Here is a 20,429-nt window from a genome sequence, read left to right on the forward strand (position 1 = left end):
CTTATTTAAAAAGTCAAGTTTAAAGCGGAAAAGCCTTTTTAAAGCTGAGTAAAACGGTTTCGGTTGCAGGCTTTGCGTCGATATCGGTAAGCAAGTTTTTTGTACGGTAAAAGTCTATCAACGGCGCCGTTTGTTCGCGATACACTGTTAAGCGGTTGCTTATAGCATCGATTTTATCGTCGTCGCGGATGTACAATTCTCCGCCGCAGTGCGTACAGATGTTTTCTTTTTCGGGGGGCATAAAAGTAATGTGAAAGTTATGACCGCAGCTTCGGCATACGCGGCGTCCGGATAAACGTTCTACTACGGCATCGTCGTCTATGTCAAAATTGATTGCCGCGTCGATGTGCGCAATTTTTTCTAACGCTTGCGCTTGCGCTATAGTGCGCGGGAAGCCGTCCAAAATAAAGCCGTTTTGCGTATCTTTTTGCTCCAGCCGTTCACGTACCAATTCTACGGTTATGTCGTCTCCGACTAAGGCTCCTGAATCGATGATCGCTTGTACCTTTTTGCCCAGCGGCGTTTTTGCCTTTATAGCGGCTCTAAAAATCTCGCCTGTGGAAATATGCGGTATGCCGTATGCGGCTGAAACCGCAGCCGCTAAAGTTCCCTTTCCCGCACCGGGGGGGCCTAAAAAAATAAAATTCATAAGGGCTCCTGTTTCTTTGGGGCTGCCGGTACTTTAGCACGTTACGGTAAAAAAAGCAACACGGGATTGCCACTCAAAATCACCGGAAGCTGCGCGCTGTTCAAAAAGGCGGCGGAATTGCGCGTAAGCGTCTTTGCCCAATGCTCCGTGTAAAAAACGACCGTAGGAGCTTTTTTCGGGGTCGAACCACAGTTCTGCAGTTTCTGCCGATATACGCCGTTTTTCGCTGATTATTTTAATGTCCGTTTTGATGTGTGCATTCGCAGCTTGTACTTTTATGTGTGCAGCTTCACGCATACACACGAGCAGTTTTTTTTCGACGGTTTTTTCGTTCCATGCAAAAAGCGGATTTTTATCTTGTGTATAAAATTCGTTTTCCGCACGTTCGGCTTTTTCAAGCAATCGTTCGAGCTGTTCGCCGGTACTGCCGGCCAAGAGCGGTTCACCGTTGTCGGCGCCGCTATTGCCGTTTGTGTCAGCGTCGGTGCTACCGGCAGCGGCGGATGTCGTTGCCTTAGGTATCTTACGGGATGACGGAGTTGAACAATTGTCTTTTAAAAGACCGCTTAAGCGCTGCGACAGTGCAGGAATTTTTTGAGCGATAACGATAACGGCATTTTGTGCCGTAAACGGCAGCAGGGCTGTTATTTCTTCGCACAATTTTTCGATATCTTCTTTTTTTGTTACGGGGTTGCGGTAAAAAATGCAATCGAACAAAACATCGCCGAATACGCCGTCTTTGAGCGCTTCTTTTAAGGAGCCGCTGCGGGACAGCGGAATAAGTACAGGGCGCTGCAGCTGTTCAAGCGTCGATGCATACTGTGTTAATACCGTAAAACCTTGTTCCGTTTTGCATAACCCTGCAGTAAAACCGTCCGGCGTTTTTCGGTTTAACTCCCACAATAAAAGTCCGTCGTCGGCATCGCCTACCAAACAGCGGCTGTTTTTTTCAATTGTGCATGAACTTAATATATAATCGCGGATGGAACGCAAAGTTTCGCTTCTTTCCGATTCGCTGCGCGCTTTCCAAAACTCACCGTGTTTTTGCGATGCAAGCGGGACAGCGCCGTCTTGTGCCGGATTTGCAGCGCCGTTCGGTTCATCCGTATATGCGCTGCCGGTTTTTTCCAACAATGCGGCGATTTGCAATTCCCGTCGGCTTAATACCGCATCCCGAATGGTTTTTTCATAGCCTTGTCCGCTCGGATTGTAAAATACTTTACCGGATAAATTGTCGGGTAAGTATTGCTGCGCAGTCCAGTGGTCTTTATAGGCATGCGGATATAAGTAACCTTTGCCGTGTCCCAATTCTTCCGAATCCCGGCTGGCATCCTTTAGATGGTTGGGCACTTCGGCGTCTTCTTGTACAACCGTTTTTAAAGCGTCAAAAAAACACAGCGTGCTGTTCGATTTTTCGCATGTTGCCAAATACAATGCCGCTTGAGTGAGCATAAAGCGTCCTTCCGGCAATCCGATGCGATCGAATGCGGCGGCGCAGCTTTCTACGATACCGAGCGCGTGCGGGTCGGCAAGACCGGTATCTTCGCATGCGCTGATAAGCATTCTGCGGAATATAAAGTGCGGATCTTCTCCTGCGGCAAGCATGCGCGCCATCCAGTACATTGCAGCATCCGGATCTCGTCCGCGTAAGCTTTTTATAAATGCGCTGATTATATCGTAGTGGTAATCGCCGTCGCGGTCGTACAATACCACTTTTTTTTGAATGCTTTGTTCAGCCGTTTCGCAGCTGATATAAATGCGGCTGCCTTCGACAGGAGCGCACGGTGTTTCTTCGGGAGCCCAGCGTTCCGGAGTTGTTTCAACGGCAAGTTCCAATGCGTTAAGTAAACTTCGTGCATCTCCGTTTGCCGTATCTATAAGGTGTTCCAAAGCGCCGCTTTCGAATTCAACATTCCAGCGTCCGTACCCGCGTTCTTTATCGGTTAATGCCGCATGGGCTGCTTTTGCAAGGTCGTCTTTGGTCAGCGGCAGTAATTGAAACACGCGGCTTCTGCTTACTAAAGCTTTGTTTACTTCAAAAAAAGGGTTTTCCGTTGTGGCACCGACGAGGATTATCGTGCCGTTTTCTACCCACGGCAGCAAGGCATCTTGTTGGCTTTTATTCCAGCGGTGCACTTCGTCTACAAATAAAATGGTGCGCCGGTTGTACAAACTGCGCTGCTCGTCGGCTTTTGCGACCGCATCGCGGATGTGCTGAACGCCGGTAAGCACTGCATTAAGCGTTACAAAATTGCTTTTAGTGTGATTGGCAATAACCCGTGCAAGCGTTGTTTTTCCCGTACCCGGCGGTCCGTAAAAAATAACCGAAGAAAGCCTGTCTGCAGCTATGGCGCGCCTCAAAAGCCGGCCTTTTCCGGCAATGTGGTCTTGTCCTATATATTCGTCTAAAGTGCGCGGTCTCATACGGGCGGCAAGCGGCCCTTCTTTTACCGAAGTGCTTTGTGCAGCTTCAAACAAATCCATAGCAGCCGCTTACCTGTTGTTTATTCGTAATTCCAATTGCCGCGCCACGGGTAATAGCCCCACAGCGCGTTGGTTTTTGTCGTCTTTTCTTTGCCGGCTCCGGCGTATAAAGCGTTCCCGTCCGCATCGCCGAAAGAAGCTACGGAAAAGATTTCGCTTGTGCCTAAAGCGGCTTCGGCATTGCTTTCGAGCGTTCCGGCACTTTGCGGTATTCCGGCACTGTTCAAAGAAATAGCTTCCAAACCTTTTTTTGTGCCGGCAATTAAGCGCTTATTTGCTTTATCGTAGGCAATGCAAGTAATCGTTTCGCCGGTACTTACCGAAGACGTATAGTTTGTGCCGTCGGTGCTGTAGCTTATTGTTTTGCCGGACGCTTTATACAGCTTCGCGGCGGGTATGCCGTTTGTACTACAAATCGATACCGTGTCCGAAAACCAATCATTGCCACTCAAGTGTGCGCAGGCTACCGTTTTATCTGATGCACCATTGTTCGTTATATTCGCTCCCAACGATGAAACCGGATTTATTCCATTTAATTTATACACTTTGCCGTTAACGCGTATATATGCGTTGGTTCCGGCAGCATTGCCTCCGTTATCGAACAGGGCAATCGCTTTGGAACCTAAAAGGCTGTCGCTTGATGCGCCTTCAATTTTTTGCCAGCCGCTTGTTCCGAGTACCCATACTTGCTGTTCGTCGCGCTGCATTGCCAGTGCATACAGATACGCGTTGGTGCCGTCTGAGCCGGAAGCTAGAGTTGAGATATAGCCGTCGGGTTGGGGGAATGTTTCCCAGCCGCCTTCCGAATTTAAAGATTTGGCATAAATTCTTCCGTTTGCTGCATAAAGGTGATTTCTGTGCAATATAATGGAATACACATTGCCTTTTACATCTGCTTCGCGCAATTTTATTTCACGGTCTATAGCCCAAAAAATCGGCTCATGCGAACACGAAAAAAGGCTAAACATAAACGCGATTGCAAACAAACTTGCACCGTATAATGCGGATATAATAAAAAAAGCCGAACGATTTTTTTTATGCATACGTTTTCCCTTTTTTTAAAGGTGATAGCGGACAGTTAAACCTATGTCCTGAATAATACCGGTGTAATTATGTTCCGTATTTTTATACCACTGCGGTAAAATAAACACGCCGGTGTGCAAGCCGAACGACCACGACGTATTGTAGCGGAAAAACACCGCAACGTCGGGGTGCAAAGTAAAGCCGAAGTAAGTTCGGTCAATATAATTTTCAAAGGAACCGCCTATTCCCAGCGACAAGGGAATTTCAAATTTACCGGCAGTGAATTGCCATCCTGCGCGGAACAAAATAGGCACAAAATAAAAAACGTTGCTGCCGATGGTTTTGGAATAGCCGAAGCTTAAACCGCCGCCGAGCGTTAAATTTTCGGTTACAAAGCGGTGGTAGCCTATTGTTCCCGAACCGCCTACCAAAAGCTGTTTAAACGGCCGGTAGGGGATATCCACATTCAGTTTAAGTATTATATATTGATCGCCGCTTTGATTTGCTTTGTATACGATATTTTTTTGTTCGTCATCGTTTTGTGCTGCTGCATCTGCACCGGTTTGTTCTTCAGCGGTGCTGTCAAAGGCGGCATCTTCATCTTGCTGCACGTTGATTTTTTCGCCGGCTGTGCCGTTTTCTTCGGCATTCACGTATGTTTTGCCGGCATCCTTGTGTGCGGTTTCGGCGGGAACACCGTCCATTGTATTCGGTTTTTGTACACCGGTATTACCTGCACCTGTGTCCGCATTTTCTGCAACTGCGCCCAGTGTTAACAGCATGAGAATGCATAATAATGAGGATAAGCGTTTCATACGTACTCCTGTAGAAATAAAACCGCAAAATAGGTATAGTTTATTATAACGTGTTTAGGCTTCAAATGTCCATCATCACGTATATAGTAAACAGAAATTAAAGGAATGAGTTACAATGAGCGCACGGGTTATAGACGGGCAAGAGATTGCACAACGCTTTCGTTTGCACATTGCAAAGTGCACGGCGGAATACATACAAAAAGGCATAACGCCCTGTCTTGCCGTTGTACTGGTCGGTGATAATCCTGCAAGTCTTTCGTATGTTGCAGCTAAAGAAAAAGCTTTAAAAGAAGCGAGAATGGAAGACCGCTGTATCCGTTTGCCTTCATCGGTAAGCGAGGACGAACTTTTGCGCGTAATCGATTCTTTGAACGCCGATTGCAGTGTGCACGGTATTTTAGTGCAGCTGCCGCTTCCGGCGCATATTAACTCCGATCGTATTATTTATGCTGTAAATCCCGATAAAGATGTAGACGGCTTTCATCCGCTTAATGCCGGCAAATTGCTTACGGGGCAGGATTGTTTTGTGCCCTGTACGCCGCTGGGAGTTGTGCGTTTGCTTAAAGAAGCCGGCATTGCAACCGACGGCGCCCATGCGGTAATTGTAGGACGTTCGCATATTGTAGGAAAGCCGCTTGCCTCGCTTTTATCGCGAAAAGAAATAAACGCTACCGTTACTTTGTGCCACAGCGGTACGCGCGATTTGCCGTTTTTTACGCGCAGTGCCGACATTTTGATAGCCTGCGTAGGCAAACCCTGTTTTATAAGTGCCGATATGATAAAGCCGGGAGCTGCCGTTATAGATGTGGGCGTAAATCGTATAGCGGATTCCGGTAAAAAAAGCGGCTTCCGTTTGGCAGGCGACGTGGATTTTGAACATGCGCTTACAACGGCAGGCGCGATTACGCCGGTTCCGAAAGGCGTCGGCCCTATGACGATTGCCATGCTGCTGCACAATACGCTTGCGGCAGCCCAAAAAGCGTGCGGTGCAAAGTCTGTGCCTTTTTGCTGAGCAGCATAGAGCACGTCAGCGTATAAAACTTCCAAAATCAAATGATATAAACGGCGATATTTTGGCAGCCGAACTTCCCGCGCCCAAGCATAATTTTGCCCCGAACATATTTTTTAACCGTATGCCGACCGAAACCGACGTTTGCCACTCCAAAGACGAAGTTTTAAAATCGCGAAAACTTTGTTCCACTGCACCGGTAGACCCGTTAACTGCAAAAAACATTTGTCCGCCCAGTATAGTCAGCTGCTGCCACGGCTGAATTTGCAAAGAAAGGGAGAGTGCGCCTTTGTGTATACCGTGCTTTTTTTTGCCCGTAACGTGCGGAAAAAACAAACGGTCGTTTGTATTGAATCCGTATACGGGAACAAAAGAGGGTAGGCGGTACAGTTGTTCGGACGGGCATATTCCTGCCGTTGCATTACACAAAATACTTATATATGAAGAAAGCGGAACGGCTGCACTTAAGTCGGTTTGTAGCAATTCAAAAGCGCGGATTTCATATTCTTCTCCAATCGGAAAAACCGTTTGACCGCGTAAACTTGCAAAAACGCCGCGGGTGGGAAAAGAAAAACTGTTTAAGCTATTGTATATATAAGAAGAGGAAATATCGCCTGCAAAGTCGAGACTGGTATCAGCGTATTTGGGATAGCCGGCTAGACGGTTTTGTATAAGGGCTTGGCGCGTATCAAAGCCGTGTATGCCCGCGCTGTTTACCAATGTGTGCTGTGAATTAAATAAAATTCCTATACTGAAATTACTGCCGCTGCGTCGTATAAAAGTTCCGTCTATCGGATGAAAATTAAAGCCCGGCGAAAAAAACTCCGGCTCAGCTGCAGTATATGCGTGCAGTTTAAAAAAAGTTTTGGGACCTAGCGGCTGAAAAAGCATAAATTGCAAAGCTGCTCCGTTTACTCCGGAGATTTTAAACGAAAGCACCGAGCCGGTACCGCTTAAGCCGCGGAACTGCAAATCGGTTGACAAATTGAGGCGGGATGACATATCGGAAGCTATCGTTCCTGCAAACGTTCCCCCCAACAAAAGCAAACCGTTTTCGTCTTTTTTGGGGCTTAGATTTAATTCAAGCGTTTTTTTGCCGCTGCGTATATTTGTTCTGGAAGTAACCGTTGTGTAATTGCCCGTATTGTACAACGCTTCAGTTAAACGCGCAAATTGTTTTTCGTCCAAGTTTTTGTTCGGTGTTTTGTCGAATAATTGCTGTATATACCGTTTGTCTGCAGCTTTTGCACCGTTTACGGTTAAAGTATCGATTTTTGAATAAGAAAGCTGCGTGTAGCGGGCTTTGTGTTCGCAGGGTTTTTCCGTTGCGGCAGGGCTTTCGATAAACGTAAAGGAGGAATTTTCGTTTTGGGTGTGTTCGGTGCGTGCGCTTGCCGCAGACGTTTTTTCGTTTTCTTTTGCCGGCGTATGCTGCTCGTCTTTTTTTAGCGGACTGTGCGCAAAAATCTTTTGTTTAATTTCGATTAAAGCTGATCGGTAGCGCTCGGCTTCACGTTGACCTCGTTTATAAATTTCTTCAGATTTAAGGTAATCCACCGTGCTGAATTCGTCTAAATCCGGAAACATAACCAAATCGGCAAGCTTGTATTTTTCTTTGCCGTTTGCTCTTTGTTGTATGTACACCATTTGGGACAGCGCCATCAACGGACTCGATTCAAAACGTCCCGCATCGCTGATAAGCGGCACCGAAATTTCAACTGCAATAACGATATCGTAGCCTAAATCCCGTGCTTCTTTTATAGGCAGATTTTCCCGCACGCCGCCGTCGATATAATTTTTACCATCTATAATAAAAGGTGCAAAAAATCCGGGAATACTCATGCTTGCTCGCATAGCTTCAGCCAAATCGCCCCGGTCGAATACTACCAGTTCTCCGGAAAGCAAATCGGTTGCCGTCGCCCGGTACGAAACAGGTAAGCTGTCAAAGTCTATGTAAGACGGAATCTTTACAGTTAAAGATTTTAATTTTTCGTATGCTTTTTGTCCGCTTAAAAACCCTTTTCCCAATTTTAAGGAAAGATTGGTGCCCAGCTTTAAAGCAGCTATGCTTGCTGCGGAACTGTGAGCTTCCAGTGCGTTTTCAAACGGGGACATATCTTCGTCTTGGAAAATATCCATCCAATCCAAGTGGACGATGGCTTTTGCTATTTCATCCGGCGTGTATCCTGCACAGTATAAACCGCCGACAATGGCGCCCGCGCTTGTACCGATTATCATATCTACCGGAATACCCAGTTCATCTATAAGCGCTAAAAAGGGGATGTGCACAAATCCGCGCGCACCGCCGCCTGCCAATACGAGCGCTACACTCGGCCGTGTTTTTACGGTTTTTGCCGTTTCGGCTGCCGAAAGCGCTAATGTGCGGTAAAATAATAAAATACACAGTGTTACAGTTAGGATTTTTTCTCTTTTTGTCATAAAACGATTATATGATAAGGATTTATCTATGTAAATACTTAAAATCCGCTAAACGCTTGACAGACCGGCACTGTATTTGTTATCATAAATCATTCGGGGGTGTAGCTCATCTGGCTAGAGCGATTGCATGGCATGCAATAGGTAAGGGGTTCAAGTCCCCTCATCTCCAATTTTATTAGTTTTTTTCGCCTTGAAAAATTACACGCAAGGTGTTACACTGTGTCTATGAACGATGAAATAGCCCCTGAAATTGCGGCTTTGCTTGAAAATACGGAAGAAATTGAACCGATAACCTCTTTTAGTGCAAGCGCCGTTGTCCAGCAAGACGATCAAGACGAAACGGACAGTGCATCGTTAAAGCCGACCGCCCCGTGGGCACCGGTTAATTTGATGATAAAACAATTTCAGCCGGTTGAACAGTTTTTTTCCGATGCCGACACTACCGAAGTTTTTAACGACACTTCATATTATAAAACCTCTTTATCGGGCGAAAAAGAAAGCGCTCAGCGCTTGCATAATGTTTTGTCCAAATATTTAAACTGCGACGATCCCAAAGACAGAACCGTGTTTAGACAACAGTTGGTTACCGCTTATTGGGAATTCGTACGCTCCCTTGCGCCTAAAATGGCAAAACAATCGGTTTCACAGGTAAAAAGAATGACATTGCGCTTCGGCGTAGTGCTGCCGTCTTTATTTACGACGGAACAAAAAGATATGTTTTCAAAAGTATTTGTGGAAAACATATCCAACGAACCGGTGTACTACCTCGACGAATGGTTCCGCGATATAGCGACCGGCAAAATAAAGATTTCGGCTACCGACGAAACGCCTGCTAAAAAAAAGGCACCTGCCGGAAGCGCTGAAGAAACCGCGCGCCTTATGCAACTAAAAACAAAAAATTCGGGAAAACTGCAGTCTGCCGAAAATTTTTTGGTTATGAAAGAAAGCGAGCGTTCTATGCTTGAAGCGGAATTAAAGTCCCGCTTTGAAATTATTTGCGACCACCCGCCTATTGCCGGCGCAGAGCCGCATAAACAGCCGCTTTCGGAAATGCAAAAAAAATTGGTGTCTGAAGTAAATGAAAGGCTGCGCGCGCTGCTGAAAAACGATAAAGAGCTTGTTTCGTACTTGAATGAGTATCAAGAAGCAAAAGAAATAGAAGATTCTTTGGATGCAAAGCTTGAAGGCGGCGAAGAGCAAAACGCGAGCGTCAGCAGTTCGGAATTGGACACGGAAGTAGGTACAATCCGCCAAATGGCAAAGATGACCGTCGGCAGGCAGGGAAATCCGTTTCCCATTTTTACGCGGGAGTTTTTTCACTGTATGCCGCGCGAAACCGGATTTAGAGAAAACGTTATCGACATTATGGCGTGGATAGAATCGATAGACCCGCTTGCCTATTGTCGTATGCACAAAAACGTATCGAATAGAATCGTTCCTTTTGTTATTTTAATTCCTACTTACGGGGAATTCGGTTTTTGCTGGGAACCCTTTGACCGCTACAACCGTATTACCAGCCGCGGCCGTATTGTTATTCCGATGTATCCGAAAAGCTTAAAAGTAGCGCTGCTTATGGCGGTAGCGGATTTACGCTGGCAAGTTGCAAAAGAAAAAGCGTCGTACTATTGGATGGAAGAAGGTTTAACCGGTCAATATTACCAATGGTTTGTGTCTCAAAAGTTAAAAGGCGATATAAAAGATTACTTTATAAAAGATTACGTTTTATGGATGACTAAAGAAAGCGACGGTGTGCAGCGTTTGGAAAAAGAAACGCGGGCAATTTTTTGGCGTCATATACCCTTTGCACAAGAAGTAAAAGAAAAGCTGCGCACGCGCAGCTTAACGTATCAAGAATTGTATCAGCGGGATTTAAACCGCGCAATGTCTGACGGTTATTGATTTTACGGCTGCAGCGATAACGGCAAAACCGGTTTGCCCGTCTGTCTAAGCGGCAACGGCAAAGCTTGCCGGTCAGTCCAAGCGGTTCCTTTTAGACGAGCCGAAAATGGGCGCCATTTTATCTTCAAGGTTGAATTTTTTTATAACGAATTTTGCACCTTTTTGGTAGATAAATATACCTGCAATGATAGCCGCTATAAACAAAAAGGGCAGCGCCGTTCCCAGTTTTTCTTTGAATATCAAGCCGCCGAGCACGGTAAACAGCACAAGTAAAATAAGGGTTAACACTATGTTTGCCGCCGTAGCGACTGCAATAAAAACAACGGTAGTTTGTTTTTTAGTCATACCCTGCTCCTTTTTACGCGTCTTTTTTTGCCGGCGTGCGGCTCATACCGATGATAAACGAAAGCAACAGCAGTATTCCGCATACAACGACGGACATATCGGCTATGTTAAAAGTCGGCCAGCGGTCCATACCGAGTATGCCGAAAAAGCGCACATCAATAAAATCGACAACGCCTGCGGGTCTAAAAAAACGGTCGATTAAATTTCCCATGCCGCCGCCGACAATGCCGCAAATCATCCATCGCTGAAACGAAGTAAAATCGTTTGAGCGGAAATATAAAATCATAATAACAACCAGCACGATAAGCGGCATAACCGCAAAAATAACGCGGCGGGTAAACTCCGGCAAACCCATGCCTATACTGAACGCAACACCCGGGTTGCGTACGTGAATAATGCGTATAAAACCGTCAAAAAATTGTGCGCCGACTTGGTAAAGTTCTATACCCGAAGCGATAAAATATTTTACAATTTGATCTGCGGCTATTACCGCTATAGTCAATATAAGCGGAAGCAATTTGCTGCGCATGCTGTCGTTTTCTTTTAGATGTACGGGAACGATTTCTTCCACAATAACTCCTTATAAAACAGTATAACGGATTTGTTCAAAAACGGCTAGAGTATATGCATTTTTTGTTGGCGGTTTTTGCACGCGTTTTTATTGCTTATTGTGCCGCAAATTCGGTAGGATTTTTTGCCGGTACGTTTGATCTTTGTATATACGGCGCAAGGGCTTTGGCAAATGCGGGTGAGCCGGCTTCGGCTTTTTGAAGTCGGCGTGCTTTATAAAAATCGCCGATACCCGAAACTCCGCCGTAAAATAAAAACAGTGCATCCAGCGGTTCGCTTACGGTTAGCGTATCCCGTATAAAAGAAAAAGAATCCGTTCCGGTTTGCGTATTAAAAACGGCGCTGATAAAACCGGGATATTTTTCTTTTAATATGCTTGCCGCCGCAAAAGAATCGCCCTGTGCGGCTATGATAAGCGATGATGTTTTTTGTCCTGCAATAACGAGCATCGCTTCAATTTCCGCTTGTTTACGCCGTATAAACCGCTGATGTTCGATACTTTGTGTGTTTTGTGCCGTTCCGCGCAGTTTGCGGGTATCGCGCTTTGTCTCCGCTTTTTGCATAGCTGCACGTTTGTGCACTGTAAAAGCTTTAAAGCTGCGCGAATTATAAAAGCGTTCAGACGGTGATGCGTTTTCGGATGCCGGAAAGCGGTAAAAATCGCCTGCTATAACATAGCGTTGTTGTTTTACCGCCTCTTGGGCATAGAGTTCGTAATCCGCACAAACTTCGTATGTATCCGGCACAAACAATATTGCAGGCTCGTTTGTATTGGCGGCGAAAGATGTTCCGTATTCATAAACAACCAGCGACACGGGGCGGGAAACTTCCGTTTTGGCTTTAAAGTTGCGTTCAAAAGAGCCGGTGTATACGCTCAACTGCGGCTTGGGGTTTATTGTGTGCGGGCGCAAGTAAAACAAAACCGCAGCGCTGCATACTACAAGAATTAATTCAATCCCTGCAGCAATACGGAAAGCAGTACTGTAAGAATCTACGTATAAACGGCTTGCAAAACGCTGTAAAGCGCGCACATTGGTTAACAATACCGCCGTACTGAGAATTATAAGCGCATTCACGATAAAATCGCCCGTGCGCAGCAATACAATTCGATAGACGAAGCGTTTTCCGAAGTACTCGATGACACCGAAGGTGCCGGCTTAGGCTTAATTATTATGGTATTGATGCTGCAAAAAATAGGATTGCAGGAAGACAATTTGCAAGTGTTGTCGGAAAACGGCGAAACCATAATCCGTGTTATTTTGTCTTTGGACGAAGAAAGCACTAAAAATATGAGCGCCCTTTCTAAAAATCTGGTTGATATAATAGAAACGATGCCGCAGTTCCCCGAAAACATCGCACACATAAACCAATTGCTTAACGATCCTGATTCAAAACTGTCGGATATTGCGCTGCACATAAGCAACGACGTTGCGCTTACTGCGGATTTGTTAAAATTGGTAAACTCGTCGGCATTTGCCCTTGCCGCCCCCTGCCACAGTATAGCCGAAGCGGTAAAACTGGTCGGTATTCGGGGCATAAAAAATCTTTTGTATTCTTTAGGTTCGATTAAAACCTTGGGCAATGCGACAAAAGAGCAGCGCCAGCTGTGGGACCATTCGTACCGCGTTGCTTTTTATTCGTACAATTTAAGCAGAAACTTTTGCGCTTCGGATCACAGCTTGGTAGCCGATTCGTACGTGTGCGGTCTTTTGCACGATATGGGAAAAGTTGTATTTGATTCGGCTCACCCGAAACTTATCGAAAAATTCAAAAAACTGTGCGATACTAAAGCTGCTTCTCCGCGTATGTTTGAAAGGCTGGCTTCCGGCGCAAACCACTCGGAAATCGGCGCATTGATTGCGGAAAAATGGAATTTTCCAAAGGTTATCAGCGAAACGATACGCTATCACCACGATCCGGATGCAGCATCCGATGAAACTAAAAAACTTGTTTCGGTTGTTTATTTGGCAAATATGATTTCTCACTATCAAGACGGAGAAGCCGAATTCTATCAATTCGAACCGTCGGTGTTAAAACGTTTTAATATAACCGATGAAACTCAACTGCAAAAAATAGTGGAGAAACTGCAAGCAGCTTTCAAATCTGAAGCGATGTAGAGCGGCTTTGCATGCTTTGTGCCCACGCATGCATAAGAATGCCGAACGCTACTCCCACATTAAGCGATGCTTTAATGCCGGTCATCGGAACTGTTACAGTGCCGTAATCTGCTTGGGCGAGCGCTTCGGGACTGATTCCCAATTCTTCAGAACCGATTATTACAATGCCTTTTTGCGGAAAGGTAAAATCTTTTATCGGAGTGCCTCCGGTTTCCAAAGCGAATACGGGAAGATCGGGCATTGCCGTTCGTATTTTTTCAAGCGGACAGCGTTCATAGGGTAAAAATTCGGTACAGCCCATTGCAGAGCGTACGGCGCGCGGGTGTTTCGGGTCGGTACACAAAGGCGATAAAAACAATTTTTCAGCGCCGAACGCTTCGGCTGTACGAAAAACAGAACCCATGTTAAAAGGGGAGCGGATGTCTTCCGCATACACAAATAAGCCTTGGTAAAACGGCCGCAGCGTTTGAGATTGCTGCACTTGTTGAGCGCTCGGAATTGCGTGAGGCGCTATAATCAAATCCCATTCGGCGCTGGGGCAGCCGATAGCTTCCAGCAAACAGTTTCGCGCATAGTTACATGCGCGTCGCTCGTCAAAGGTGTCGGCGCACAGCAGTTCGGTAAGCTTGGAACGCGCAGCTTCGCTCAGTTTGCTGTCTTCGCTTACAATACGCACCAGTTTTTTTACGTATTCGCGGCGTTCTTCCACTGTAGCAAAAAAAGATGATTTTAAAAGAGTTTGGTCTGCACTGCCGCTTATATCACGTTCCAAAGCTCCCAGTGTCAGCGCGGTTTTTCTGCGCCGAAAGCCGCTGTGCATGTGTTCAAGCTTTAAGAGGTTTATCATAGCCGATTAAAAAGCTTGTTTTATAATATCGAATAAATCGTCCGCCGTCATTGAGCGGGGCATAGCGTTCATACAGTCCAGTTTTGCGGCATCTTCGGCGGCAAGCGCAAGCTGTTCTATGGAAACCGATAAGTCTTTTAAGCGTGCCGGTAAATTTGCCGCTGCTATTTTACTTCGTATCGTTTCTGCAAGCGCCGAAACCGCCGCTTCGTTCGATGAAGTATCGGCGGCTGCATGCATAATGCGCGCAAGCTTTGCCAATTTTTCGGTTTTATACTTTGCGGCATCTTCAATAATATAGGGTAAAAAAACCGTTGCCGTAAGAGATGTTGCCAATTTATAGCGGGCATTGATTGCATGTGCAAGCAGCGTGCCCGCTCCTATGGAGCTGCTGGAAACGCCCAAAGATGTCATACAGCCGCCTTCCAAAGCAAGCTGTTCTTTAGGAGAGGATGCAGTTAACGCCGAAGGCTCGGTTAATGCGCCGCCTAAAAGTTCAACGGCTTTTTCGATTATAGTGTCGGAAAAAAAGTTTGCTTTTTGCGAAATATATGCTTCAATCGCTATGCAAACGGTGTGCAAAATCATCGACACGGATTGACTTTCCGTAAGCGTTACGGTTAAATTCGGGTCGAATAAAGCGAGGCGGCACAAAGCAGGCTGCAGTTTAAGCATTTTTAGTTGGCGGCTGCGCGCATCGATAAGCGGAGAAGTATCCGAAAACAAAAAGCTGTCGCGGATGGTAGTCGGAACGGTTATAAAGGGCAAAGAGCCTGAGGTCGGCTGAGCGCCTTCGGTAAAATCGTAAATATCGTGGCTTTCGTTAAATAAAGCGCATACGGCTCTTCCTATATTTGCCGTTTTAGGTCCGCCGACCGATATAACGCCGTGCACGTGTGCTTCGCGGGCAAGGCGCAGCGCTTGTGCTACCACAGTCGTGTCGGGTGCTTGAGGAATTTCATCAAACACAAAATAATTGATACTGCGGTCTTTTAAGGATTCTTCTATTTTGCTCGACGTGCCGAATTCTTCCAAAACGGGGTCGAGTATAAGCATATAACGGGTTCCCCATTCGCGGACAAATTGTCCGAGCCGGCTTGAAGTATAGGAACCGAGTATAATATTCGGAGAGATTTTAAAAATAAAATCCGGCATCAGTACTCCGATTTATAAACCGAAAGAGTCCAATATTTTGTCTGCAGTAGAAGATATGGTTTGTGCATTCAAATATGCGGGATCTTTAATTTTTTCGCGTACTTGCGCCACACGCTCTGATCGTACGTCAGGCGTTTCCGCGGCAACTTCGGACAAATAATATGCTTCTGCCATTTCTCTGGCTTCATCCGAAATTGAAATACTGTCGCGTCCGGCACTGACGTTGTGTTTAGCCGTGTTTTTGTGAGTGCTTTGAATGTCTTTTAGAGGGTCGATTCCTCCGAGTCTGTCAATAACCATAGTGTTTACCTCTCTTTTTCCCCCGCCACAAAAACGGTGAATTCGCCTTGTATTTTACTTCTGGCGGCGAACTCGGCGCTTATGTCGGCAGCGCTCCCCTCTACGATTTCTTCGTGTATTTTAGTAAGCTCTCTGCCTACTACAACACGCCGCTCATATTCAATATCGGCAATTTCCGACAAAAGTTTAACAATTCTAAACGGCGATTCGTATAAAACAAACGCCCAGCCGGTTTGCAAAAGCTCTTTTAAGCGGCTTTTGCGCTTTCCGCTTTTTTGCGGTAAAAAACCTTCAAAAACAACCGTTTTGCCGCCGCTTCCGGCTACGCTGATTAAAGCTGCCGCTGCGCACGGACCCGGAATCGGTATAACACGGTGTCCGGCTTTTCGCACCGTATCGGTTAAAAGAGCGCCCGGATCACTTATGCCGGGAGTGCCCGCATCGCTTACAAAAGCTGCCGATTTTCCTTGCGCAAGCAAGCCGACAATACGCTGTGCCGCATCCTTTTCGTTTTGTGCGCGGCACGAAATAAGCGGCTTTTTAATATCAAAATGCGTTAACAAATGCAGGGTATGCCGCGTATCTTCTGCAGCGATTATATCAACTTGCCGAAACGTTTCCAATGCGCGCCGGCTTATGTCGTTTAAATTACCTATCGGCGTTCCGACTACGTATAAATCGCCCACAGTATAAGTATAACGTTAAAATGCAGTTCCTGCAAGCATAATTGTGGCAAAAAACAAAAAAAATGTTATACTGTCTATTATGGATATACCCTATCTTTTTGCTTTGGCTTTTGCCGTTGTATGCATGATGGTTGTGTTTTATCTTGCATGGCGGTTTTTTTTAAAATATTGGAGCGGGGGTCGACCGCTGCGCAAAAAAAAAGCGCTCGGAGAAAAAATTCCGTGCCCTTTGTGCGGTTCCAAACTGTATGCCGGAGAAAATTTGGTAGCTCGCGTGTATAAACCGGCAACAATGAACGATGAACCGTGCACGATACACGGCTGCCCGCACTGCTATCCGCGTCCCGAACCGGGGTTAAAACGGATATGCCCCGTTTGTCATCAAGAAGTGCCGTTTGAAGGCCATTTGGACGCACATTTGTTTACCAGACGAAGCGGAAAAAAACACGTACATGTTACCGGCTGTACCGAATGCCACAAAAAAAAGCACCGTGTGTAGCCCGGTGCAAAGCGGAACGCGGGGCTGAAAAAGCCGGCTGCGTTCGGATCATCATCTTTTATGCCGCTATGCGCTTAAATTTTTGTGCGTCCGCGGAAACTGCGGGCAAGGGTTAGTTTGTCTGCGTATTCCAAGTCCCCGCCGACGGGCAAACCCGAAGCCAAGCGGGTAACCGTTGTTTCGTATGTGCTTAAAAGCCGGTGGATGTACAGCGCCGTTGTATCGCCTTCGATTGTCGGCGGCGTTGCAATGATTACTTCGGCGGTATGTTCGGTTTGTATACGCTCAATCAATTTTGCAATGTTTAGATTTTCAGGTCCTATGCCGTCCAAGGGGGCGATAAGACCGCCCAAAACGTGAAAAAGTCCGTGGTATTCATGAGAAGCTTCAATTGTTTCCACATCTTGCGGCTGTTCCACAACGCACAAAAGCTGGCGGTCTCGCAAGTGGTCGCTGCATATAGGGCAGGGGTCATTTTCGGTACACGCGCCGCACACGGAACAATAGTGTATGCGTTCGTGCAGCCCTGCAAGCTGTGAAGCAAAGCGCTCTAAAAAACTTTGCTCCGTTTTAAGCAAATGATGGGCGAGACGGACGGCTGTTTTTTTGCCTATTCCGGGAAGACGCGAAAAGCTGTCTGCAAGTTCGTCGAGAGCTGTCATTGTACACCTAAAAGGTTGATTAATCCGGATATATCTGTGCCCTGACCGGCTAAACTGCCGAGCAGGGGACCGAGTTCGTTTTTTATAGCTTCTTGCAGTTTAGTTTTCGCATCGTGTATTGCCGCTTTTATAAGGTCTTGCAGCATGGGAACGTCGCGCGGGTCGACGGCTATAGGGTCGATTTCGACGGCGGTTACTTCAAACGTGCCGTTTACGCTTACTTTTACGATATTTCCGCCTGAACTGCCGGTAACACAAATGTTTTTAAGCTTTTCTTGTATTTTTGCCAGCTCGCCTTGGAAATTCTGTATGTTTTTTAATAAATCAATCGGGTTCACCGCTTTCGTCCTTTTCCTGTATTTCTATTTTTTGAATTTGCCCTTGAAAAACATCGCATACCATCTGTACTTGCTCCGGAATATCTTCAGGTTCGTTTTTGTTTTGTACGGCAATCAGCTCTATTTTACAGTGAAGGGGAGAGCCCCACAGTTTTGCCACCGATGAATTCAGTAAAGAGATTTCGCCTGCAAGCTGGTTTTGCTCAAATGCCGTTTGTACCGGTATGCGAAGCGTATCGTTTTCTAAAATCCACGCTCCCGTGCGCGACAAAGCAGCAGCGGCAGCGGCTTTGGAAAGGCTTATTTCGGCTACGGTTTGTTCTTTTAATTGCGCTACGGATAGCGGACTCCCCGTGTTTTGCACGAGATGCGGATTTTCTGCGTTTTGTGTATACGCCGATGCTGCCGGCACCGTTTGACTTTCGCTTGCTGTGTAAGCTTGCGCCGCGGCGGATTGGGGCATACTGCTTGCTGCCGGATAATGTACTTGTACCGGAGAGCTTGCCGGCGCTGCGTTTTCGGCTCCGCTTTGAGCTGCCGTTTGATACGCTTTACCCGTTAAAAGATGCGCCGCTTTGTCTACCGCTTGTTTTACATCGGCAGCGCTTATTAAGGACGACAGCGAACACAGTTTTTGAACGGCAAGTTCCAGTTCATAGCGAGGATTAAGCGAATAACGGATATCTCGGTATAGCTGTAAAAAGCGTGAAAGTGCATTTTCCAACTGCGAAGCCGACCATGCGTTAAGCGCTTCGGCGCTGTAACGCTCCGGCGCTTGCGACAATAGCGCTTCTTTTGTAACGCCGGCTTTTATAAAAAGTAAAGCGCGAAGATAATCGCTTATGTTTGAAACGCATTGTTCTACGGATACGCCGCTTTGCAGCATATCGTCTATGAACAGCAGCGCTTCTTTTTCGTTTGAGAGGGCGCACAGTGTACACAATGTATTTAATTGATCCGTTCCGACAAGTCCCAGTTTGTCGCGGATTTTTTCGTAGGTAATGTGCCCTTCGCTAAAAGCGGCAACTTGGTCGAACAGGGTGTACGCATCACGAAAACTTCCGGTAGCTTCGCGGGCAATCCAAAACAAAGCGTCTTCGTCCGCTTTTATACCCGTTTCTTTTGCCGCATCGGCTAAAAGCGTTTTTATTTGCTCCGGAGAACCGAGACGGAAATGGAATTGTTGACAGCGGCTTTTTATGGTCGCCGGCACTTTGTGCAATTCGGTTGTGGCAAAAATAAAAATAACGTAAGGCGGCGGCTCTTCAATTGTTTTTAAAAGAGCGTTAAAAGCGCTTACCGAAAGCATGTGAACTTCGTCTATAATGTATATTTTATACTTGCACGAGTTCGGCGGAAAAAGCACTTCATCTTTTATTTGGCGTACATCATTTACACCGGTATTTGAAGCTCCGTCTATTTCTATAACATCCAAACAAGAGCCTTTTGCTATTTCCGTACACGCCGAACAGGTTCCGCAAGGGGCTTGGTCTGGACTTTGGTTGCAGTTTAAAACTTTTGCCAAAATGCGCGCCGCCGACGTTTTGCCGCATCCGCGCGGTCCTGAAAATAAATACGCATGAGCGATTTTTCCGCTTTGTACGGCATTTTTAAGCGTTGCTGCAACAAAATCCTGTCCTACCAATTCTTCAAAACGCTGCGGTCTGCGCCGCGAAGCCGTTACTTCATAAGCCATAGAAAACAGCATACCCGAAAAACCCTCATTCTGCAAGCGTTCGGAATTGTTTTAATATTTCCTGTTTTTGAATAAATCCTTAGGGGTATTATAGGGGGCGGGGCTACCAGCCCAAAATTTCGTTTCGATGGAAAATGCCGACGGAGCGGAGATTTTGCGTAAGGGACAGATCGCTTCGGCTGCGCTCTTTTAAATCGATTAAAAAACGGTTCATCGAAAAATGCTGGTAAACGAATACGTTTTGCGTAGCACTGTGAGAACTGCCGAGTGCACCGTATGCGGCGTTTAAAGCGTTTTTGTATTCGCAAAACAAACCGCGCGTTTTTAATTCAGCATAGCCGATAAGCCATAAACTGCAGCATTCCGTACCGCCGCTGCACAAAGCGCCGTGCAGTTTTACCGTGTTTTCGGCAAACCATATTTGACTTTCGCGGATAATGTCGGCAAATACGGATTCTCCGCTTTTTATTAATATGGACAACTCTTTTGTTTTTGCTGTGTGCAGCGGTGTTTTATTTAAAATTAAAACGTTTTTGCGAAAATCGATTTTCAATTCGGGGTTTTTACGGAAAAAACCGTCGGCGATTTTTCCGGATTGACCGACTAAATAACGGCAGTTTGCTTTAAGCTGTTCGTCTTTTCCGGGATTGTCGCCGATTAAAATGATTTTTATATCATCGCTCGGAAGAACATCGTCCAAAGCACGGTTATACACAATCGGTGTATCCAAAGAGTAGGGCGGAACTCCGTCGTGCTCAGCGCTTTGGCGTTGTAAGTCGCGCAGCCGCTCAAGCAATCCGTTTTTTTCAATCTGTTGCTGCCATTGAGTTGTTTTGGCTTTAAAAGCCGTTTTAAAATCGCTAAAAGCTTGCCACTGTGCGCCGTTCATGCAAATT

The 20,429-nt window shown here is 46.3% G+C and carries 20 protein-coding genes and 1 tRNA gene; 5 read left to right on the top strand and 16 right to left on the bottom strand.

What is annotated here, in order from left to right; all coding sequences use genetic code 11:
• Positions 1 to 19 precede the first annotated feature (19 nt).
• Genes HMPREF9193_RS10335 through HMPREF9193_RS10350 form a run of 4 tightly spaced genes read right to left on the bottom strand, consistent with a single transcriptional unit; the run spans position 20 to position 4,971 of the window.
• Positions 20 to 649, bottom strand: coding sequence for an adenylate kinase (locus tag HMPREF9193_RS10335; protein ID WP_021688090.1), 630 nt, complete (start codon positions 647 to 649; stop codon positions 20 to 22).
• A 33-nt stretch (positions 650 to 682) separates the two neighbouring features.
• Positions 683 to 3,133: an AAA family ATPase gene (locus HMPREF9193_RS10340; protein WP_021688091.1), complete on the bottom strand. Its 2,451-nt coding sequence runs from the start codon at positions 3,131 to 3,133 to the stop codon at positions 683 to 685.
• A gap of 20 nt (positions 3,134 to 3,153) precedes the next feature.
• Complete coding sequence (locus HMPREF9193_RS10345) at positions 3,154 to 4,176, bottom strand: hypothetical protein (RefSeq protein WP_021688092.1); 1,023 nt, start codon at positions 4,174 to 4,176, stop codon at positions 3,154 to 3,156.
• 15 nt (positions 4,177 to 4,191) lie between these two features.
• Positions 4,192 to 4,971 carry a TP0733 family outer membrane beta-barrel protein gene (locus tag HMPREF9193_RS10350; protein WP_084604402.1) on the bottom strand — a complete coding sequence of 260 codons (780 nt, stop codon included), beginning with the start codon at positions 4,969 to 4,971 and terminating at the stop codon, positions 4,192 to 4,194.
• A 115-nt stretch (positions 4,972 to 5,086) separates the two neighbouring features.
• On the opposite strand from HMPREF9193_RS10350, the gene HMPREF9193_RS10355 reads away from it, so the two are divergent.
• Positions 5,087 to 5,983, top strand: a complete 897-nt coding sequence (locus tag HMPREF9193_RS10355) for a bifunctional 5,10-methylenetetrahydrofolate dehydrogenase/5,10-methenyltetrahydrofolate cyclohydrolase (RefSeq protein ID WP_021688094.1) — start codon at positions 5,087 to 5,089, stop codon at positions 5,981 to 5,983.
• A 15-nt stretch (positions 5,984 to 5,998) separates the two neighbouring features.
• Here the strand turns inward: HMPREF9193_RS10355 and HMPREF9193_RS10360 are convergent, their stop codons facing one another.
• Positions 5,999 to 8,419 (bottom strand): patatin-like phospholipase family protein, encoded by a 2,421-nt coding sequence (locus HMPREF9193_RS10360; RefSeq protein WP_021688095.1) that lies wholly within the window; start codon positions 8,417 to 8,419, stop codon positions 5,999 to 6,001.
• Between the two features lie 95 nt (positions 8,420 to 8,514).
• Here HMPREF9193_RS10360 and HMPREF9193_RS10365 point away from each other — a divergent pair.
• Together HMPREF9193_RS10365 and HMPREF9193_RS10370 are read left to right on the top strand one after the other, a co-directional pair.
• A tRNA-Ala gene (locus HMPREF9193_RS10365) sits at positions 8,515 to 8,588 on the top strand.
• Between the two features lie 56 nt (positions 8,589 to 8,644).
• The gene (locus HMPREF9193_RS10370) at positions 8,645 to 10,318 is read left to right on the top strand and encodes a DUF8510 domain-containing protein (protein WP_021688096.1); all 1,674 of its coding nucleotides are present in this window, start codon (positions 8,645 to 8,647) and stop codon (positions 10,316 to 10,318) included.
• 72 nt (positions 10,319 to 10,390) lie between these two features.
• Here HMPREF9193_RS10370 and HMPREF9193_RS10375 read toward each other — a convergent pair whose 3' ends face one another.
• From HMPREF9193_RS10375 to HMPREF9193_RS10385, 3 genes are all read right to left on the bottom strand, one after another.
• Positions 10,391 to 10,663, bottom strand: a complete 273-nt coding sequence (locus tag HMPREF9193_RS10375; protein ID WP_021688097.1) for a hypothetical protein — start codon at positions 10,661 to 10,663, stop codon at positions 10,391 to 10,393.
• Positions 10,664 to 10,676: 13 nt separating this feature from the next.
• Positions 10,677 to 11,234, bottom strand: coding sequence for a signal peptidase II (lspA, locus tag HMPREF9193_RS10380; protein ID WP_021688098.1), 558 nt, complete (start codon positions 11,232 to 11,234; stop codon positions 10,677 to 10,679).
• Between the two features lie 94 nt (positions 11,235 to 11,328).
• Positions 11,329 to 12,309 (bottom strand): hypothetical protein, encoded by a 981-nt coding sequence (locus tag HMPREF9193_RS10385; RefSeq protein ID WP_156882498.1) that lies wholly within the window; start codon positions 12,307 to 12,309, stop codon positions 11,329 to 11,331.
• 96 nt (positions 12,310 to 12,405) lie between these two features.
• Here HMPREF9193_RS10385 and HMPREF9193_RS10390 point away from each other — a divergent pair, with 96 nt between their 5' ends.
• Positions 12,406 to 13,350, top strand: coding sequence for an HDOD domain-containing protein (locus tag HMPREF9193_RS10390; RefSeq protein WP_021688100.1), 945 nt, complete (start codon positions 12,406 to 12,408; stop codon positions 13,348 to 13,350).
• Here the strand turns inward: HMPREF9193_RS10390 and HMPREF9193_RS10395 are convergent.
• The 4 genes from HMPREF9193_RS10395 to rsmI are packed head-to-tail and all read right to left on the bottom strand — an operon-like array spanning position 13,331 to position 16,338.
• On the bottom strand, positions 13,331 to 14,197 hold the full coding sequence (locus HMPREF9193_RS10395; protein WP_021688101.1) for a TrmH family RNA methyltransferase: 867 nt from the start codon (positions 14,195 to 14,197) through the stop codon (positions 13,331 to 13,333). The genes HMPREF9193_RS10390 and HMPREF9193_RS10395 overlap by 20 nt on opposite strands.
• Positions 14,198 to 14,203: 6 nt before the next feature.
• Positions 14,204 to 15,352, bottom strand: coding sequence for an iron-containing alcohol dehydrogenase (locus HMPREF9193_RS10400; RefSeq protein WP_021688102.1), 1,149 nt, complete (start codon positions 15,350 to 15,352; stop codon positions 14,204 to 14,206).
• A 12-nt stretch (positions 15,353 to 15,364) separates the two neighbouring features.
• Entirely contained in the window at positions 15,365 to 15,652 is a 288-nt protein-coding gene (locus tag HMPREF9193_RS10405) for a flagellar biosynthesis anti-sigma factor FlgM (RefSeq protein WP_021688103.1), read from the bottom strand.
• 5 nt (positions 15,653 to 15,657) lie between these two features.
• Positions 15,658 to 16,338, bottom strand: a complete 681-nt coding sequence (gene rsmI, locus HMPREF9193_RS10410; protein WP_021688104.1) for a 16S rRNA (cytidine(1402)-2'-O)-methyltransferase — start codon at positions 16,336 to 16,338, stop codon at positions 15,658 to 15,660.
• A 79-nt stretch (positions 16,339 to 16,417) separates the two neighbouring features.
• On the opposite strand from rsmI, the gene HMPREF9193_RS10415 reads away from it, so the two are divergent.
• Positions 16,418 to 16,837, top strand: coding sequence for a hypothetical protein (locus HMPREF9193_RS10415; RefSeq protein ID WP_040848294.1), 420 nt, complete (start codon positions 16,418 to 16,420; stop codon positions 16,835 to 16,837).
• Positions 16,838 to 16,911: 74 nt separating this feature from the next.
• On the opposite strand, the gene recR is transcribed toward HMPREF9193_RS10415, so the two are convergent.
• The 4 genes from recR to HMPREF9193_RS10435 all read right to left on the bottom strand — a co-directional run bounded on the left by recR (position 16,912) and on the right by HMPREF9193_RS10435 (position 20,422).
• Positions 16,912 to 17,499, bottom strand: a complete 588-nt coding sequence (recR, locus tag HMPREF9193_RS10420) for a recombination mediator RecR (protein WP_021688106.1) — start codon at positions 17,497 to 17,499, stop codon at positions 16,912 to 16,914.
• Positions 17,496 to 17,837 carry a YbaB/EbfC family nucleoid-associated protein gene (locus HMPREF9193_RS10425; RefSeq protein WP_021688107.1) on the bottom strand — a complete coding sequence of 114 codons (342 nt, stop codon included), beginning with the start codon at positions 17,835 to 17,837 and terminating at the stop codon, positions 17,496 to 17,498. Before HMPREF9193_RS10425 ends, recR begins: the two co-directional genes overlap by 4 nt.
• Positions 17,824 to 19,533: a DNA polymerase III subunit gamma/tau gene (gene dnaX / locus HMPREF9193_RS10430; protein WP_040848296.1), complete on the bottom strand. Its 1,710-nt coding sequence runs from the start codon at positions 19,531 to 19,533 to the stop codon at positions 17,824 to 17,826. The genes HMPREF9193_RS10425 and dnaX overlap by 14 nt, the downstream gene beginning before the upstream one ends.
• Before the next feature lie 103 nt (positions 19,534 to 19,636).
• Entirely contained in the window at positions 19,637 to 20,422 is a 786-nt protein-coding gene (locus HMPREF9193_RS10435; RefSeq protein WP_021688109.1) for a hypothetical protein, read from the bottom strand.
• Between the last annotated feature and the right edge of the window lie 7 nt (positions 20,423 to 20,429).

The organism is Treponema lecithinolyticum ATCC 700332 (assembly GCA_000468055.1).
GTDB classification, from domain to species: Bacteria; Spirochaetota; Spirochaetia; order Treponematales; family Treponemataceae; genus Treponema_C; species Treponema_C lecithinolyticum.